The sequence below is a fragment of the Streptomyces saintjeani genome (genome assembly GCF_055409605.1).
In genome coordinates, this window is the sequence record NZ_CP189624.1 from 6,528,019 (window position 1) to 6,544,981 (window position 16,963).

The 16,963-nt window shown below is 70.4% G+C and carries 12 protein-coding genes and 1 pseudogene; 6 read left to right on the top strand and 7 right to left on the bottom strand.

Annotation, left to right across the window (positions count from 1 at the left end):
• Window positions 1-18 precede the first annotated feature (18 nt).
• Window positions 19-1,233 (bottom strand): RNA-guided endonuclease InsQ/TnpB family protein, encoded by a 1,215-nt coding sequence (locus tag ACQCO7_RS29930; protein ID WP_464074727.1) that lies wholly within the window; start codon window positions 1,231-1,233, stop codon window positions 19-21.
• 51 nt (window positions 1,234-1,284) lie between these two features.
• On the opposite strand from ACQCO7_RS29930, the gene tnpA reads away from it, so the two are divergent.
• Window positions 1,285-1,713, top strand: coding sequence for an IS200/IS605 family transposase (tnpA, locus tag ACQCO7_RS29935; RefSeq protein WP_464074728.1), 429 nt, complete (start codon window positions 1,285-1,287; stop codon window positions 1,711-1,713).
• 104 nt (window positions 1,714-1,817) lie between these two features.
• Window positions 1,818-2,564 carry a phosphotransferase family protein gene (locus ACQCO7_RS29940; protein WP_464074729.1) on the top strand — a complete coding sequence of 249 codons (747 nt, stop codon included), beginning with the start codon at window positions 1,818-1,820 and terminating at the stop codon, window positions 2,562-2,564.
• A gap of 19 nt (window positions 2,565-2,583) precedes the next feature.
• Here ACQCO7_RS29940 and ACQCO7_RS29945 read toward each other — a convergent pair.
• Window positions 2,584-2,961 (bottom strand): annotated as a pseudogene (locus tag ACQCO7_RS29945) (VOC family protein); the annotation flags it as partial.
• Between the two features lie 108 nt (window positions 2,962-3,069).
• Between ACQCO7_RS29945 and ACQCO7_RS29950 the strand changes: the two are divergent.
• The 4 genes from ACQCO7_RS29950 to ACQCO7_RS29965 all read left to right on the top strand — a co-directional run bounded on the left by ACQCO7_RS29950 (window position 3,070) and on the right by ACQCO7_RS29965 (window position 7,656).
• Complete coding sequence (locus ACQCO7_RS29950) at window positions 3,070-3,483, top strand: MerR family transcriptional regulator (RefSeq protein ID WP_464074730.1); 414 nt, start codon at window positions 3,070-3,072, stop codon at window positions 3,481-3,483.
• Window positions 3,477-3,809 (top strand): thioredoxin family protein, encoded by a 333-nt coding sequence (locus ACQCO7_RS29955; RefSeq protein ID WP_464074731.1) that lies wholly within the window; start codon window positions 3,477-3,479, stop codon window positions 3,807-3,809. The genes ACQCO7_RS29950 and ACQCO7_RS29955 overlap by 7 nt, the downstream gene beginning before the upstream one ends.
• 162 nt (window positions 3,810-3,971) lie before the next feature.
• Window positions 3,972-6,215 carry a HelD family protein gene (locus ACQCO7_RS29960; RefSeq protein WP_464074732.1) on the top strand — a complete coding sequence of 748 codons (2,244 nt, stop codon included), beginning with the start codon at window positions 3,972-3,974 and terminating at the stop codon, window positions 6,213-6,215.
• Window positions 6,216-6,270: 55 nt separating this feature from the next.
• Window positions 6,271-7,656, top strand: coding sequence for a cytochrome P450 family protein (locus tag ACQCO7_RS29965; protein ID WP_464074733.1), 1,386 nt, complete (start codon window positions 6,271-6,273; stop codon window positions 7,654-7,656).
• Window positions 7,657-7,718: 62 nt separating this feature from the next.
• Here ACQCO7_RS29965 and glgB read toward each other — a convergent pair whose 3' ends face one another.
• From glgB to ACQCO7_RS29990, 5 genes are all read right to left on the bottom strand, one after another.
• Entirely contained in the window at window positions 7,719-10,049 is a 2,331-nt protein-coding gene (glgB, locus tag ACQCO7_RS29970) for a 1,4-alpha-glucan branching enzyme (protein WP_464074734.1), read from the bottom strand.
• A gap of 30 nt (window positions 10,050-10,079) precedes the next feature.
• On the bottom strand, window positions 10,080-11,534 hold the full coding sequence (locus tag ACQCO7_RS29975) for a maltokinase N-terminal cap-like domain-containing protein (RefSeq protein ID WP_464074735.1): 1,455 nt from the start codon (window positions 11,532-11,534) through the stop codon (window positions 10,080-10,082).
• 101 nt (window positions 11,535-11,635) lie between these two features.
• Entirely contained in the window at window positions 11,636-13,336 is a 1,701-nt protein-coding gene (treS, locus tag ACQCO7_RS29980) for a maltose alpha-D-glucosyltransferase (RefSeq protein WP_464074736.1), read from the bottom strand.
• Window positions 13,333-15,420, bottom strand: a complete 2,088-nt coding sequence (locus tag ACQCO7_RS29985) for an alpha-1,4-glucan--maltose-1-phosphate maltosyltransferase (RefSeq protein ID WP_464074737.1) — start codon at window positions 15,418-15,420, stop codon at window positions 13,333-13,335. Before ACQCO7_RS29985 ends, treS begins: the two co-directional genes overlap by 4 nt.
• Before the next feature lie 224 nt (window positions 15,421-15,644).
• Entirely contained in the window at window positions 15,645-16,811 is a 1,167-nt protein-coding gene (locus ACQCO7_RS29990; RefSeq protein ID WP_464074738.1) for a S8 family peptidase, read from the bottom strand.
• Between the last annotated feature and the right edge of the window lie 152 nt (window positions 16,812-16,963).

The window sequence follows — 16,963 nt, forward strand, 5'->3', positions numbered from 1 at the left end:
GAACGGGGTGGCTTCTCGCTATGCCGGTTGGGCGTTGCGACGGACCAGCCCGGCCCGTAGAACGTTCAGGGCGCCCACTGTGTCCGCGTGCGCGGTGTGGCCGCACGCCTGGCAGTGGAACTTCTCCTGTGTGGGCCGGTTCTCCTTGGCGGTGTGCCCGCATTCGGGGCACTGCCGTGAGGTGTTGCGGGGGTCCACGGCGATCACTTCCCGTCCGGCGCTTTCAGCCTTGGCGTGCAGGATCGTCAGGAACACCCCCCATCCGGCATCGTTGATCGACTTGTTGAGCCCGGCTTTTGCGGCGGCCCCGTTGGGCAGGAAGCTTCCCGGCTTGTCGGGGTCGGGTTTCGGCGCGGGGGCCCGGCTCATGTTGCGGATCTTGAGGTCTTCGTGCGCGATGAAGTCGTGTGCGCGGACCAGGCCGAGCGCGGTCTTGTGCGCGTGGTCGAGCCGCTGGCGGCGGACTTTGCCGTGTAGCTGGGCGACCTTCTCCACGGCGCGCTGATGGTTGGCAGTGCGGTCCTTCGGCTTGCGGCGGGGAAACCGGGACAGTGCCTGCTGCGCTGCTTCGAGTTTCGCGGCGGCTCTACGCCCGTGGCGCGGGTTGGGCACGAAGGCGCCGTTCGAGTCGGCGAGGAAGTTCGCCAGGCCCATGTCGATGCCAATCACACTGCCGGTCGTGGGCAGAGGCTCGGGCTGTTCCCGCTCGGCGGTCAGCACGACGAACCACTTACGTCCCTCACGTTTGACGCTGACGGTCTTGACTTTGCCGGCCATGGCGCGGTGCTGGTTGACCTTCACGTGGCCAACGCCCTGGAAACGAACGCGGGTCACGGGGTCGTGCGGGGTGGAGTCCCACCGGCAGCCGTCCCCGTCCTTGGGGAACTCCACCGTGTCGAACCAGCTCCCCCCGCGAAAGCGCGGATAGCCGGGCGTCTCGCCGGCCTTGATCCGGCGGAAGAACGCGGCGAACGCCTTGTCGAGACGCCGCAAGGTGGCCTGCTGGGAGGAGAACGACCAGCGGCCCTGACGCTCCGGGTCGAACGCCCGGATCTCCTTGAGCTGTGCGGACTGCATCCCGTACTTGATGCTCGTCTTCGAGCTGTGCCGGTAGGCGTCGCGGCGTTCCTGTAACGCCCCGTTGTAGAGCGAGCAGTGATCGGCCAGCATCGCGGTCAGCGCGGCGGCCTGGCCCACTGTGGGCCGCATGAGGAACTTGTACGCACGGATCATCCGGCCCACCCCCTTCCGGTCGAGTTCGCTTGATCATACTACGCTTGGTCTATGTCACCACGCTGGGAATCAGACCCCGATATCCGCCGGGGCCGTCACGTCATCTACCATCTCCACGCGCATCTGGTCTTCGTCACCAAATACCGGCGCGGTGTCTTCACCGACGACATGCTGACCCGCTGCGAAGAGGTCATGCGCGACGTATGCGCGGGCTTCGAGGCAGAGCTTCGGGAGTTCAACGGCGAGGCCGACCACGTACACCTGCTGGTGCACTACCCGCCGAAGGTCGCCCTGTCCAAGCTGGTCAACAGCTTGAAGGGCGTCAGCTCCCGCTACCTGCGGCAGGAGTACACGGACACGATGAACCAGGCGATCACTCACGGCCACCTGTGGGCCCCCTCGTACTTCGCCGGTTCCTGCGGCGGCGCGCCGATCCAGATCGTCAAGGACTACATCGAGAACCAGAAGCGACCCAACTGACCGTCACCACAGAAACGCAGAGAACTCCGGCGCTCCGCGCCTCCGGGCCAGGGATCGCATTCCCTCCCGGCGTAAACGCCGGGATTCCCTGCGAAGATCAAAGGATGGATGAGGTCGAAGTCGTCGTCGCCCATTCCGAGCGCGTGACGCTGCGCGTCGGCGACGTGTTCCTGAAGGTGGACGCCGATCCGGCGCGCATCGACGCCGAGGCCGAGGCGATGGCCCGGGCGCCGGTCCCGACCCCGGAGGTCCTGTGGCGCAAGCCGTCCGTGCTCGCGCTCGCGGCGCTTCCGGGGGCGACGCTCGGGCGCCTCGGCGGGCCGTCGACCGGCTCGCCGGCGGCGTGGGCCGCGGCGGGCGCAGCCATCCGCAAGCTGCACGACGCGCCGCTGCCGCCCCGGACGGGCCAGGCCGGCCGGAGCATCCCCGCGCTGACGGCGGAACTCGACGGCGAGTGCGAGCGGCTCGTGGCGGACGGCGTCCTGCCCGCGGACCTGGTCGCCCGCAACCGCCAGGTCGCCGAGGCCGCGCTGAGGCCGTGGACCGAGGCGTTCACGCACGGCGACCTCCAGATCGCGCACGTCTTCCTCGACGGCGACGAGGTCACGGGCATCATCGACTGGTCCGAGGCGGGCCGGGGCGATGCCCTGTACGACCTCGCTACCTTCACCCTCGGGCACGAGGAGCGCCTCGGCGACGTCCTCGCCGGTTACGGCGCCGACGTCGACCTCGACGTGATCCGCGCGTGGTGGTCGCTGCGGAGCCTGCTGGTGGTCCGCTGGCTGGCCGGGCACGGCTTCGACCCGTTCGCGCCGGGCTGCGAGGTCGACGTGCTGAGATCCCGGATGTGAGGCGGCCCGGCTGTCAGGAGTCGTGCGGGGCGAGGACGCAGAACTCGTGGCCGTCCGGGTCGGTCAGCACGACCCACGGGACGTCGTCGCCCTGGTCGATGCCGACGGGCTTCGCGCCGAGTTGCTTGAGGTGGGACACCGACTCCGCCTGGTGGCCGGGGGAGTCGGTGGCGAGGTCGAGGTGAAGCCGGTTCTTCACCGGCGTCCTGGCGTCCGGCACGGGGACGACGTCGATACCGACGAGGACCGGGTCCGGCCACCGGAGTCCGCCGGAGGGCCCGGCGTACGTGGTCACACCGGGGCTGTACGCACTCCACCCCAGCGCCTCCGCCCAGAACCGCCCGACCGCCGGGGCGTCGAGGGCCTTGACGGTCACGTGAACGGGTCGCAGAGCCATACGGACGATCCTAGGCGGGCCCTCTTCAACGCCCTTCTCCCAGCGCTTCGCCCCCCGCCCCTCAACCCCCTTGCCTTGACGCCCACGTCAACCTCTACGTTCGTGGACATGCGCATCGGCGAGCTGGCCGCCCGCACGGGCACCACGACACGGACACTCCGCTACTACGAGGCACGCGGGCTGCTCTTTGCGCGCCGCGACCCCCACGGCCACCGCGCCTACGACGAGAACGACGTACGCCTGCTCGAACAGATCCGCACGCTGCGGGACTTCGGGTTCGGGCTGGAGGAGACGCGGCCGTTCGTCGAGTGCCTGCGGGCGGGACACCCGGAGGGGGACGCGTGTCCGGCGTCGCTGGCCGTCTACCGGCGGAAGCTGGACGAACTCGACGGGCTCATCGAGGAGTTGACGGCGGTCCGGAAGAAGGTCGCCGGACAGCTCGCGCGCGCCGAGGAGGCGAAGAACGCGCTGGCCGCCGGAGAAAGGGATCCAGAATGCGAACTGGGAGGCACACCATGGTGACCGACGTGACGGACGGGAATTTCGAGGACGAGGTGATCCGGTCCGAGCTGCCGGTGCTGGTGGAGTTCACGGCCGGCTGGTGTCCGCCGTGCCACCAGATGAAACCGGTACTGAAGGCGCTGGCGGAGGAGGAGGGCGAGCGCCTCAAGGTCGTACAGCTCGACGTGGATTCCAACCCGCTGACGACGCAGGCGTACCGAGTCCTCTCCATGCCCACATTCATCGTCTTCCGGGACGGTGAACCGGTGAAGGCGATGGTCGGGGCACGGGCCAAGAGGAAGCTGCTCGCGGAGCTGGCGGAGGTCCTTCCGCTCAGGAACGCATAAAGACCGAACGCGGAAACCCCCGAGCGATTGCGCTCGGGGGTTTCCGCTGCGTATATTCAATGATTCGTGACTTCCTTCACGGAAATCACAGAAGAAGCTCGATGAGCACAGTATATCCGGCCGGGAGTGGAATTGTCAAACACCGACTTTCAAGACGGTGAAATGCGTGCGGAACAGGAATTCATCGACGAGATGTACGTACGGGTCGACGCCCTGCGCGGCGACACCGAGACCTCCGTCACGGCGGCCCTCGCCCAGGGCAACACCCCGATGCAGGCGAGGCTGGAGCGGGACATCCTGGTCGCCGAGCGCTCGGGCCTGCTCGCCGCGCTGAACGCGGTCGACGGCTCGCTGTGCTTCGGCCGGATCGACCTCTCCCGGGGCGACGTCCACCACATCGGCCGGATCGGGCTGCGCCTGGACGACGCCGAACGCACCCCCGTCCTCGTCGACTGGCGCGCCGACGTCGCCCGCCCCTTCTACCTCGCCACCGGCCACACCCCGATGGGCCTGCGCCGACGGCGGCACATCACCACCGACGGCCGTACGGTGACCGCGCTGCACGACGAGATCCTCGACCTCGGCGACCACGAGCGCACCGGCCACGAGGACCCGACCGGCGACGCCGTCCTCCTCGCGGCGCTCGGCGCGGCCCGCACCGGCCGCATGAACGACATCGTGCAGACCATCCAGGCCGAACAGGACGAGATCATCCGCGCCCCGCACAAGGGCGTCCTGGTCGTCGAGGGCGGCCCCGGCACCGGCAAGACCGCCGTCGCCCTGCACCGCGCGGCCTATCTCCTGTACGAGCACCGGGAGTTGCTCGCCAAGCGGGCCGTCCTCATCGTCGGCCCCAACCCCGCCTTCCTCGGCTACATCGGCGAGGTCCTGCCCGCCCTCGGCGAGACCGGCGTACTCCTCGCGACGGTCGGCGAGCTGTACCCCGGCGTGAGGGCGACGGCCACGGACACCCCCGAAGCGGCTGCGGTGAAGGGGAGTGCGGCCATGGCCGACGTCCTCGCCGCCGTCGTCCGCGACCGGCAGGCGCTCCCCGACCCGGTGATCGCCGTCGTCCACGACCGCGAAGTCCTCATGCTGGACGACGGGTTGGTGAAGGTCGCCCGCGAACGCACCCGCGCCGCACGGCTGCCGCACAACATGGCCCGCGAGCACTTCGAGGGCCACATCCTCAACACGCTGACCGAGATGTACGCCGAACGCGTCGGCACCGACCCGTACGACGGGAGCAGCCTCCTCGACGCCAGCGACGTCACGCAGATCCGCGACGAACTCGCCGAGAACCCCGAAGTCTGGTCCGCCATCGAGCGGTTGTGGCCCCTGCTCACCCCGCGCCGGGTCCTGGCCGACTTCCTCGCCGAACCCGACGCGTACGTCACCGACGAGGAGGCCGACGCCGTACGCCGCCCCGTCACCCGGGCGTGGTCGGTCGCGGACGTCCCCCTGCTCGACGAACTCGCCGAGCTCCTCGGCGTGGACGAACGCCGGGCGCGGCAGCTGGCCGAGAAGGAGCGGGCGGAGCAAGTCACGTACGCACAAGGCGTGCTGGACGTCTCGTACGCGTCCCGGACCTACGAGTTCGAGGACAAGGACGAGGAGGACTCCGAGGTGCTGTCGGCGCACGACATCATCGACGCCGAGCGGTTCGCCGAGCGGCAGGAGGAGGAGGACTTCCGCAGCGCCGCCGAGCGCGCGGCGGCCGACCGGACCTGGGCGTTCGGGCACATCATCGTCGACGAGGCGCAGGAACTCTCCCCGATGGCCTGGCGGTTGCTCATGCGGCGCAGCCCGACCCGGTCGATGACCCTGGTCGGCGACCCCGCGCAGACCGCCGAGGCGGCCGGCGTCGGCTCCTGGCAGGGCATCCTCGGACCGTACGTCGAGGACCGCTGGGAACACGCCCGGCTCGGCGTCAACTACCGTACGCCCGCCGAGATCATGGACGTCGCCGCAGCCGTCGTGCGCGCCGAACGCCCCGGCTTCGAACCGCCGAAGTCCGTACGGGCGACGGGAGTTCGGCCCTGGTCGTGGCGCGCGGACGACCTGCCGGCGGTGGTGGACAAGGCCGTTGCCGAACTCACCCCGGAAGAAGGCAGGCTGGCGGTGATCGCGCCGCGCGCCCTGCACCCGGCGATCGCCGCACGGCTCGACGGGGTGAGCGCCGGAGAGGAGCCCGGCCTCACCCGGACCGTCGTCCTGCTCGACCCCCGGCAGTCCAAGGGCCTCGAATTCGACTCCGTCCTCGTCGTCGAACCCGGCGCGTACGGCACGAGCGACCTGTACGTGGCCCTCACCCGGGCCACCCAACGGCTCGGCGTGGTCCATACCGAAGAGCTGTCGGGGGCGCTCGCGCAGACGCTCGCGCCGCGAAGGATCACGCCGGCGTAACAGTTCCTGCGAGCGTCACTGCGCGTGCATGGCCGGTGCGGTAAGCGTGTGCACTATGAACACCCCTGCGCACCCCACCCCACCGGCCGACCGCCCCACCCTCGACTCCCTGCCCGTCGAGCCGCTGCTCACCGCCGAGTTCGACGCCGACCCCGGCGCCGTCTACACCCGGCTGCGCGGCACGTACGGCTCCGTCGCGCCCGTCGGACTGATGGGGGTGCCGGTGTGGCTCGTCCTGGACTACCGGGACGTCCTGGAGGTGCTGCGCAACGAGAACCAGTGGCGGCGCGACGTCCGCTACTGGCGCGCCCGCGCGCACGGTGAACTCCCGCCGGACTGGCCCCTGTTGGCCGGGTACGAGGTGCGGCAGACCATGTTCGTGGACGACGAGGAGCATCAGACGGCCCGCCGTGTCCTGCACACCGCCCTCGGCCCCTTCCACAACGCGCGCAGCCCCGAGGGCTGGGAACTGCGCTCGGCGGTCGCCAAGTACGCCGACGAACTCGTCGCGACCCTCGCCGCCGAGTCCGGCCCCGCCGGGCACGTCGACCTCGGGGCGCAGTACACCCGGCCGCTGCTCCTCATGGTCACCACCAAGCTGTTCGGCTGCCCCGTCGACCTCGGCGACGAACTCGTCATGGACCTCTGGCGGATGCTCGACGGCGGACCCGACGCCGGGGTCGCCACCGCGCGGGCACTCGGCGCGTTCACCCGGCTCGCCGCGCACCGCAGGGCCCGGCCGGGGGACGATCTGACCTCCTATCTCCTGCTCGCCGACCCGGAGTTGAGCGACGAGCAGCTCGGGCGGGAGCTGTTCATGCACGCGGTGTACCTGAACGACATCACCGGGAACATGGTCCTCAACACGCTCCTTGAGGTGCTGCGCGGCAACGCGACCGTCCGACGGAGCCTGTCCGCCGGGCAGTTGGGGGAGACCGTGAACCGGGCGGCCCTCGCCAATCCGCCGGTCGCCAACATGTGCTTCCGGTTCGCGGCGCGGGACATGGGACTCGGGAGCTACCTGATCAGGGCCGGGGACGTGGTGTGTCCCTCGGCCGCCGCCGCGCACCAGGATCTGCTGGAGATCGGGGCCTCGCACATGGTGGGGTCGACCGTCTCCACCCGGGCGCACCTCGGGTGGGGGGCCGGGTCCCACCAATGCCCCACCGCCGCGCGGGAGTTGGGGATGCTGATCGTCACCACGGCCGTCGGCAAGCTCTTCGACCACTTCGCCACGGTCGAACTCGCCCTCCCGCACGACCAGTTGCCCTGGCGCTCGGGCGCGGTCGTGCGGGGGCTGCGGGTGCTGCCGGTGCGGTACGAGTTGGCGCCGGGGACGCTGCCTCGGCGGGTGGAGCCGGTACGGGAGGCCGGGGGCGAGGGGAAGGGGCTGCTGGGGGCGTTGCGGCGGATGATGTCCGGGGCGAAGAAGGAGGGGTAGGGGTAGGGGGAGGGGAGTTGGGGGCGCCGGCCCTTCAGAACCGGCCCTTCAGCACCGGCCCTTTATGCCGGGCGCAGCCAGATCGTCGCCAGCGGGGGCAGGGTCAGCGTGAGAGACGCCTCGCGGCCGTGCCACGGTGTCGACTCCGGCTTCAGGGCATCCGGATGCGTGATCCCGCTGCCGCCGTACAACACCGCGTCCGTGTTGAGGAGTTCGTGCCAGGCCGGGATCTCGCCGGGGACGCCCACGCGGTAGTCGTGGCGGACCGTGGGGGAGAGGTGGGTGATCGCGAGCAGCGGGGTGCCGTCGGCCGACCTGCGCAGGAACGCGAACACGTTGTCGTCCGCCGCGTCGCCGGCCAGCCACTCGAAGCCGTCCGGCGTCGTGTCGCGCTGCCAGAGCGAAGGGTGGGTACGGTACGCCGAGTTGAGGTCGCGGACCAGGTCCCGGACGCCCCGGTGGTCGGCCTCCGCGCCGTACGCGGGGTCCAGCAGCCACCAGTCCGGGCCGTGCGCCTCCGACCACTCCGCGCCCTGCGCGAACTCCTGGCCCATGAAAAGGAGTTGCTTGCCGGGGTGGGACCACATGAAGGCGAGGTAGGCACGGAGGTTCGCCCGCTGCTGCCACCAGTCGCCCGGCATCTTCGACACCAACGAGCCCTTGCCGTGCACGACTTCGTCGTGGGAGATCGGCAGCACGTAGTTCTCGCTGTACGCGTAGACCATCGAGAACGTCATCTCGCCGTGGTGGTAGGCGCGGTGGACCGGGTCGTGCGCCATGTAGCCCAGCGAGTCGTGCATCCAGCCCATGTTCCACTTCAGGCCGAAGCCGAGGCCCCCGGAGTCCGTCGCCCGGGTCACGCCGTCCCAGGCCGTGGACTCCTCGGCGACCGTCACGACACCCGGACAGCGCCGGTACACCGTCGCGTTCATCTCCTGGAGGAAGGCCACCGCGTCCAGGTTCTCCCGGCCGCCGTACGCGTTCGGCGACCACTGGCCCGGCTCGCGCGAATAGTCCAGGTACAGCATCGAGGCGACCGCGTCCACGCGCAGCCCGTCGATGTGGAACTCCTCGCACCAGTAGACGGCGTTCGCCACCAGGAAGTTGCGCACCTCGCGGCGCCCGTAGTCGAACTCCAGCGTCCCCCAGTCGGGATGCGCGGCGCGCTGCGGGTCCTCGTGCTCGTACAGGGTGCGTCCGTCGAACTCGGCCAACGCCCAGTCGTCGCGCGGGAAATGGGCGGGGACCCAGTCCATCAGGACGCCGATCCCGGCGCGGTGCAGGGCGTCCACGAGGTGCCGGAAGTCGTCCGGGGTGCCCAGCCGGGCGGTGGGGGCGTAGAAGCCGGTGACCTGGTAGCCCCAGGAGCCGCCGAAGGGGTGCTCGGCGACGGGCAGGAACTCCACATGGGTGAAGCCCAAGTCGTTGATGTAAGAGGGGAGTTGGTCAGCGAGTTGACGGTACGTCAGGCCCGGCCGCCAGGACGGGAGGTGGACCTCGTACACCGAGAACGGGGCCTCGTGGACCGGGGTTTCGGCGCGTTGGGCCATCCACTCCGTGTCGCCCCACGCGTAGTGCGAGGCCGTGACGACCGACGCCGTCTCCGGCGGGGTCTGCGTACGGCGGGCCATCGGGTCGGCGCGCAGGGTCTTCGAGCCGTCGGGGCGGGTGACCTCGAACTTGTACAGCTCGCCCTCGCCGATGCCGGGGACGAAGAGCTCCCAGACGCCGGTGGAGCCCAGCGAGCGCATCGGGAAGCCGGTGCCGTCCCAGAAGTTGAAGGTTCCGGCGATGCGGACGCCGCGCGCGTTCGGGGCCCACACCGCGAACCGGGTGCCGAGCACGCCGTCGTGCGTCGTGGGGTGCGCGCCGAGCGCCGTCCAGAGCTGCTCGTGGCGGCCCTCGCCGATCAGGTGCAGGTCGAGGTCGCCGAGGGTGGGCAGGAAGCGGTACGCGTCGTGGGTGTCGTGCGTGGTGCCGTCGTACTCGACCAGCAGGCGGTACGCGGTGGTCGCGGGGCTCGGCAGCAGCACCGAGAAGAAGCCGCTGCCGTCGTCCTCCAGGGGGTGGCGCAGGCCGTCCGCCGTCACGGCGGTGACCGCGCGGGCGTACGGGCGGAAGGCGCGCAGGGCCGTCTCGCCGGTGGGGGTGGGGTGCGGGCCCAGGACCGAGTGGGGGTCGTGGTGGGTGCCGGTGAGGAGACGGTCCTGGTCGGGGCGGGGGACGGCGGGATCGAAGAGGGGGGCGGGTACGGGGGTCGGCTGCGGGGGAGTCTCCGCGCTCCCGCGTGCCGGACGGCCGGACGCCGTCTTCTTCGGCGCCGGCTTTTTCGCAACCGCCTTCTTCGCGGCGGCAGCCGCCTTCTTCTTCGGGTTCGGCGCACCGGACGTCACGGGCGGGGCCTCCTGGGGAGTCGAGGTGGATCAGGTGAGTTCGTGCGCGGCGAGCCGCCGGATCGCGGAGAGGGGTACGGGGAGCCAGTCGGGCCGGTGCCGGGCCTCGTACACGACCTCGTAGATCGCCTTGTCGGTCTCGTACGCCCGCAGTAGTACGGGGTCGGTACGCGGGTCCACCCCCGTTACCTCCGCGTACCCCGAGCAGTACGCCGCCCGGCAGGCCGCCGCCCACTGCGGTACGGGGGGTTCCGCCGAGTGCGCGGCATAGTCGAACGACCGCAGCATCCCGGCGACGTCCCGGACCGCCGGCTGCGGCATCCGCCGCTCGGCGAGGGGACGAGAGGGCTCCCCCTCGAAGTCGATGAGCAGCCATGTCCCGGCGGGCGTCCGCAGACACTGCCCCAGGTGCAGGTCACCGTGTATCCGCTGGGCCACCCAGGTGTGCCCCTCGGCGGCCAGCTCCGCGAGCGCCCCGAACGCCGTCCGCAACCCCGTCTCGTACGGCCGCAGCGACGGCACCGCCCGCACGGCGGCCTCCAGCCGCGTGACCATCCCGGCGACGAGCGGCTCCAGTTGGGCGTGCCCGAGGGTGACGGTGGGCAGCGCGCGGGCGAGGGCCTGGTGGACCTCGGCGGTGGCACGCCCGAGGGCGCGGGCGTCTTCGACGAAGGGGACGGGACGGGACCTGTGGGGGACGGGTACGACGTCGGCGAGCGAACCGGCGTCCGCCTCGCCCCCGTCGTACCCCCCGCCGTCATACCCCCCTGCCTCGAACTCCCCCGGTTCCTTCCCCACCCCCTGCAACGCCAGCTCCCACCCGTCCACCGCACCGGCGACATACTTCTGAGCCACTCCGAGCAGCCACGCCTCTCCACCCACCTCGGCCCCGATCCATCCGACAGGGTCAGGCACCCGGTCGCAGCCCTCCCGGGTGAGGGCGAGGGGGAGTTCCAGGTCGGGGTTGACGCCGGGGAGGACCCGGCGCAGGAGTTTCAGGATGAACGTATCTCCATAGGTCACCGAGGAGTTGGACTGTTCGGCGGTGATCAGGCGGGGGACCAGGTCGGGCTGGATCTCGGTGCCGGGGGCGCGGGAGAAGCGCAGGGCGCCCACCCGGGCCTCCGAACGGATCGCTTCGAGGAGGACCTCGGCGGGCCAGGGGTCGTGGAGGGCGTCGTAGTACGTGCGGCCGTCGAGTTCGCCGATGCGGGCGCCCGCCAGGTGGGGCGGGAGGGTCTCGCGTCCGGCGATGAGGAGCTGGTAGCAGTCGCCGGGGTCCGCGCCCTGCTCGGCGTGGGTGAGGACGTGGTGGAGGGACAGCCGTCCCCCGGGCGGCAGGAGCTCTGTCACGGCAACCGGGGTGAAACCGGTTACCGGGAGCCCCTTCCCGGCGAACCACCGCTGCCGGGGCAGCCATTCGCGCAGCAGGGGGGCCAGCGACGTGAGCAGGTCGGGGCCGGGACGCAGAGCCGTGTCCGCCATGACGTCGTCCTTTCCCCGGGGACCTGAACGGGCCGTGAGGGGTAGGGGTTTAGTGATGCGTGCCCCGGGCGGGGCGGGGGAAACCGCCCCGCCCGGACCTTCTATGCCGGGTTCGCCCGCAGCCGGAACCAGTAGAAGCCGTGCCCCGCCAGGGTGAGCAGGTACGGGAGTTCACCGACCGCCGGGAAGCGGACCCCGCCGAACAGCTCCACCGGATGGCGTCCGTTGAAGCGGCTGAGGTCCAGCTCGGTGGGCTGGGCGAAGCGGGAGAAGTTGTGGACGCACAGGACGAGGTCGTCCTCGTACTCCCGCAGGAAGGCCAGCACCGCCGCGTTGCTGGACGGGAGTTCGGTGAACGAGCCCAGTCCGAACGCCGGGTTCTGCTTGCGGATCTCGATCATCCGGCGCGTCCAGTGCAGCAGCGACGACGGCGACGACATCGACGCCTCGACGTTGGTGACCTGGTAGCCGTAGACCGGGTCCATGATCGTGGGGAGGTAGAGCCGCCCCGGATCGCAGGACGAGAAACCGGCGTTGCGGTCCGGCGTCCACTGCATCGGCGTCCGCACCGCGTCCCGGTCGCCGAGCCAGATGTTGTCGCCCATGCCGATCTCGTCGCCGTAGTAGAGGATCGGCGAGCCGGGCAGGGACAGCAACAGGGCGGTGAACAGCTCGATCTGGTTGCGGTCGTTGTCGAGCAGCGGTGAAAGCCTGCGCCGGATACCGATGTTGGCGCGCATCCGCGGATCTTTCGCGTACTCCGCGTACATGTAGTCGCGTTCCTCGTCGGTGACCATCTCCAGCGTCAACTCGTCGTGGTTGCGCAGGAAGATGCCCCACTGGCAGTTCGACGGGATCGCCGGTGTCTTGGAGAGGATCTCGGAGACGGGGTAGCGCGACTCGCGCCGTACGGCCATGAAGATGCGCGGCATGACCGGGAAGTGGAACGCCATGTGGCACTCGTCGCCGCCGGAGGAGTAGTCGCCGAAGTAGTCGACGACGTCCTCCGGCCACTGGTTGGCCTCGGCGAGCAGGACCGTGTCCGGGTACTGCGCGTCGATCTCCTTGCGGACCCGCTTGAGGAACTCGTGGGTTGCAGGAAGGTTTTCGCAGTTCGTTCCTTCGGCCGCGTACAGATACGGCACGGCGTCGAGGCGGAAGCCGTCGATGCCGAGGTCCAGCCAGAACTTCAGCGCCGAGATCATCTCGTCCTGCACGGCCGGGTTCTCGTAGTTGAGGTCCGGCTGGTGGGAGAAGAACCGGTGGAAGAAGTACTGCTTGCGGACGGGGTCGAAGGTCCAGTTGGAGACCTCGGTGTCGACGAAGATGATCCGCGCCTCGTCGTACTGCTTGTCGTCGTCGGCCCACATGTAGTAGTCGCCGTACGGGCCTTCGGGGTCCTTGCGGGACTCCTGGAACCACGGGTGCTGGTCGCTCGTGTGGTTCATGACGAAGTCGATGACACAGCGCATCCCGCGCTGGTGGGCGGCGTCCACGAACTCCACGAAGTCGGCGAGGTCACCGAACTCCGGGAGCACCGACGTGTAGTCGGCGACGTCGTAACCGCCGTCCTTCAGCGGCGACTTGAAGAAGGGCGGCAGCCAGAGGCAGTCGACCCCCAGCCACTGGAGGTAGTCGAGTCTGGCCGTCAGACCCTTCAGGTCGCCGACGCCGTCGCCGTTGGAGTCCTGGAAGGAGCGCACCAGCACTTCGTAGAACACGGCGCGTTTGAACCACTCGGGGTCGCGGTCCTTGGCCGGGGTGTCCTCGAAGGTGTCCTGTACGGGCTCGTTGACCATCATCGTGTGGCTGACCCTCCGATCTGCGGGTGGGACGGTCGCAGGACCGTCAGCACGTGCGCGGGACGCGAACCCGGTTCCAGCCGCACGTAGTTGGCCCTGCCCCAGTCATAGGTCTCGCCGGTCAGCTCGTCGCGCACCGGCACCGACTCGTGCCAGTCCAGGCCGAGTTGCGGCATGTCCAACGAGACCGTGGCCTCCTGGGTGTGGTGGGGGTCGAGATTGACGATCGTCACGACCGTGTTCGACCCGGACGTCTTCGAGTAGGCGATCACCGCGTCCTTGTCCGCGTGATGGAAGTGCAGGTTCCTGAGCTGCCGCAGCGCCGGACTGGACCGGCGCACCTCGTTCAGGCGCGTGATCAGCGGCGCGATACCGGGCGCCGACGCCCAGTCCCTGGCCCGGAGCTGGTACTTCTCCGAGTCGTGGTACTCCTCGCTGCCCGCGCGCAGCGGCGTGTTCTCGCACAGTTCGTACCCGCTGTAGATCCCCCACGACGGCGACAGCGTCGCGGCCAGCACCGCGCGTACCTCGAACGCCGGACGGCCGCCGTGCTGGAGGTACTCGTGCAGGATGTCCGGGGTGTTCGCGAAGAAGTTCGGCCGCATCGAGGCGGCCGTCTCCTTGGACAACTCCGTGAGGTACTCGGTGAGTTCGTCCTTCGTGGTGCGCCAGGTGAAGTACGTGTACGACTGCTGGAAGCCGATCTCGCCGAGCGTGCGCATCATCGCGGGACGCGTGAACGCCTCCGCGAGGAAGACGACGTCCGGATCGGTGCGGCCGATCTCGCCGAGGACCCGCTCCCAGAACACGACCGGTTTCGTGTGCGGGTTGTCGACGCGGAAGATCCGGACGCCGACCGCCATCCAGTGCCGCAGCACCCGCAGCGTCTCCGCGACCAGCCCTTCCATGTCGGCGTCGAACGCGATGGGATAGATGTCCTGGTACTTCTTCGGCGGGTTCTCCGCGTACGCGATCGTCCCGTCCGGCCGGTGGTGGAACCACTCCGGGTGCTTGTGCACCCACGGATGGTCGGGCGAGCACTGCAACGCGAAGTCCAGCGCGACCTCAAGTCCCAGCTCACCGGCGCGACTCACGAACCACGCGAAGTCGTCGAGCGTCCCCAGCGCCGGGTGCACCGCGTCGTGGCCGCCCGCCGGGGAACCGATCGCCCACGGCACGCCGACGTCGTCCGCCGTGGGGGTGAGGGAGTTGTTGCGGCCCTTGCGGAACGTCGTCCCGATGGGGTGGATCGGCGGCAGATAGACGACGTCGAAGCCCATCGCGGCGATCTCCGGCAGCCGCCGGGCCGCCGTGCGGAACGTGCCGTGCGGTACTTCCGGCGTCCCCTCCGAACGCGGGAAGAACTCGTACCACGAACCGAACAGCGCGCGTTCCCGCTCCACCAGCAGCGGCAACTCCTCGGAGGAGGTGACCAGTTCACGCAGCGGGTGGGCGGCGAGCACCGCGTCGACCTCGGGGGTGAGGGCGGCGCGCAGGCGTTCGGCGGGGGGCAGGGAACCGTCGCGGAGTGCGGATACGGCGGCTGCGAGGACGCCGGACGCGACGGGGACCCGCTCGTACAGCCGCGCCCCCTCCTCCAGGACCAGTTCGGTGTCGATCCCCGCCGGGATCTTGATCCGCGCGTGGTGGCGCCAGGTCGAGACGGGGTCGCTCCACGCCTCCACGGCGTACGTCCACAGGCCGGGCGCGTCCGGGGTGACGTCCGCGCCCCACCGGTCGGTGCCGGGGGCGAGTTCACGCATGGGGGTCCAGGGGCCGGGGTTACCCCGGTAGTCCTTGAGTACGACATTGGCGGCGACGGCGTCGTGGCCCTCGCGGAAGACGGTGGCCGAGACCTCGAAGGTCTCGCCGGTGACCGCCTTGGCGGGCCTGAGGCCCCGCTGGACGACCGGGCGGACGTCCAGCACGGGTATCCGGCCGGTCACCGGGGTCACCGGGGCCGGTGGGGTCACCGGGGTCGATGGAGTCACCGGAGCCGCTTGCGGACCTGTTCGGGAACCGGAGGGTCGCTCCGGCGCGGGACGGGGTGTCGGGGGTGCCGACGGGCGTTGTGTGGCGGGCATGACCGCTCCTGTCCGCGTCAACGAGGGGTGGGCGCAGGGTGTGGGGAGGTGGGCCTGCGGGGGTGCTGCGAGTCGGATACCTGAGATGTAGCGGGGTAGTACCGCAGGAGCCTTCCCACAGTATTCGGGTGGGCAACCCGGCGCGCAGCTAACTACTCGCGCGTAGTCCCGTACCCGGGTATGCCGCCATTCGGGTGAACGGCGACCGTCGCGCTATTCCTTTGTCATGGAGCCGGAATCTGGAGGAGCTTGTCCGGCGAACCGGTCCCGCGACCGGAAACCTTCCCGTTCACGGCGTCCCGGACGAGTTCTCCGGCGACCTGGGCGGGCGTGGCTTTCGGGTGATCCGCCAGAAACAGCGCCGCCGCCCCCGCCGCGTGCGGCGCCGCCATCGACGTACCCGAGTACACCGCCCGCCCGGTGTCGTTCGCATTCGACGCGGACACGATCGACCCGCCCGGCGCGAACAGGTCCACGGACGAACCGTAGTTCGAGTAGCTCAGCCGCGCGTCCTGCCGGTCGGTCGCCCCGACCGTGACCGCCTCCCGCACCCGCCCCGGCGAGTACCCGTCCGCCGGCCGCCCCTCGTTCCCCGCCGCGACCGTGTACGTCACCCCGGCCCGGATCGAGGTGCGTACGGCGGCGTCGAGCGCCGCGTTGGCGGGGCCGCCCAGGCTGAGGTTGGCGACCGCGGGCTTTCGCGCGTGCCGGGTGACCCAGTCGATCCCGGCGACCGTCCGAGCGATGGTCCCGGCGCCGGAGTCGTCCAGGACCCGCACCGACACGACCCGCGCCTTTCGCGCGACGCCCAGCGTCGACCCGGCGACCGTCGCCGCGACGTGCGTGCCGTGCCCGTTGCCGTCCCCAGCGTACTGGTCGCCGCCGACGAAGTCCCAGCCGTAACTGCCCCGCCCCGCCAGCTCCTTGTGCGTGATCCGGACCCCGGTGTCGATGACGTACACCGTGACACCCGCCCCCTGGGAAGCGGGCGCGCGATACGCGCCGTCCAGCGGCAGCGACGGCTGGTCGACCCGGTCGAGCCCCCAGCTCGCCGGACCCGCCTCGACGTTCACCCGCGTGTCCTGGACGACCGACGCCACCCGGGGGTCGGCGGCCAGACGCCGGGCCGAGCGCGGATCGGCGTGCACGGCACAGCCGTTGAGGACGGTGCCGTAGGTGTGGGTCACCCTCGCGCCGTACGCGGCGGCCACCCGGCGGCCCTCCCGCGGGGGCGTCCCCGCTCTCAGCGTGACCAGATAACTGCCCTCCACCGCACCGGACTCACCGGCTCCGACGACGACCCCCTCGGGTACGGCGTGCGCGGCCGTCGAGAACAGCACGGCCAGGACGACCGCGACCAGACCCGAACTCCCCACCCGTGTCCACCCCATGGTTCCCCTCCCTGCCCGGCGGCCCGGTCGCCGCCCCGGGCGCACCCCTCCCCGGCACCCTCTCGTGCGCCGGGAGGAGTCACAAGGTGGCCTGCACGGAGGGAATCGGCCATATCGACCGGAGCCGGAGGAGCAAAGGGTTGCGGTGTTTT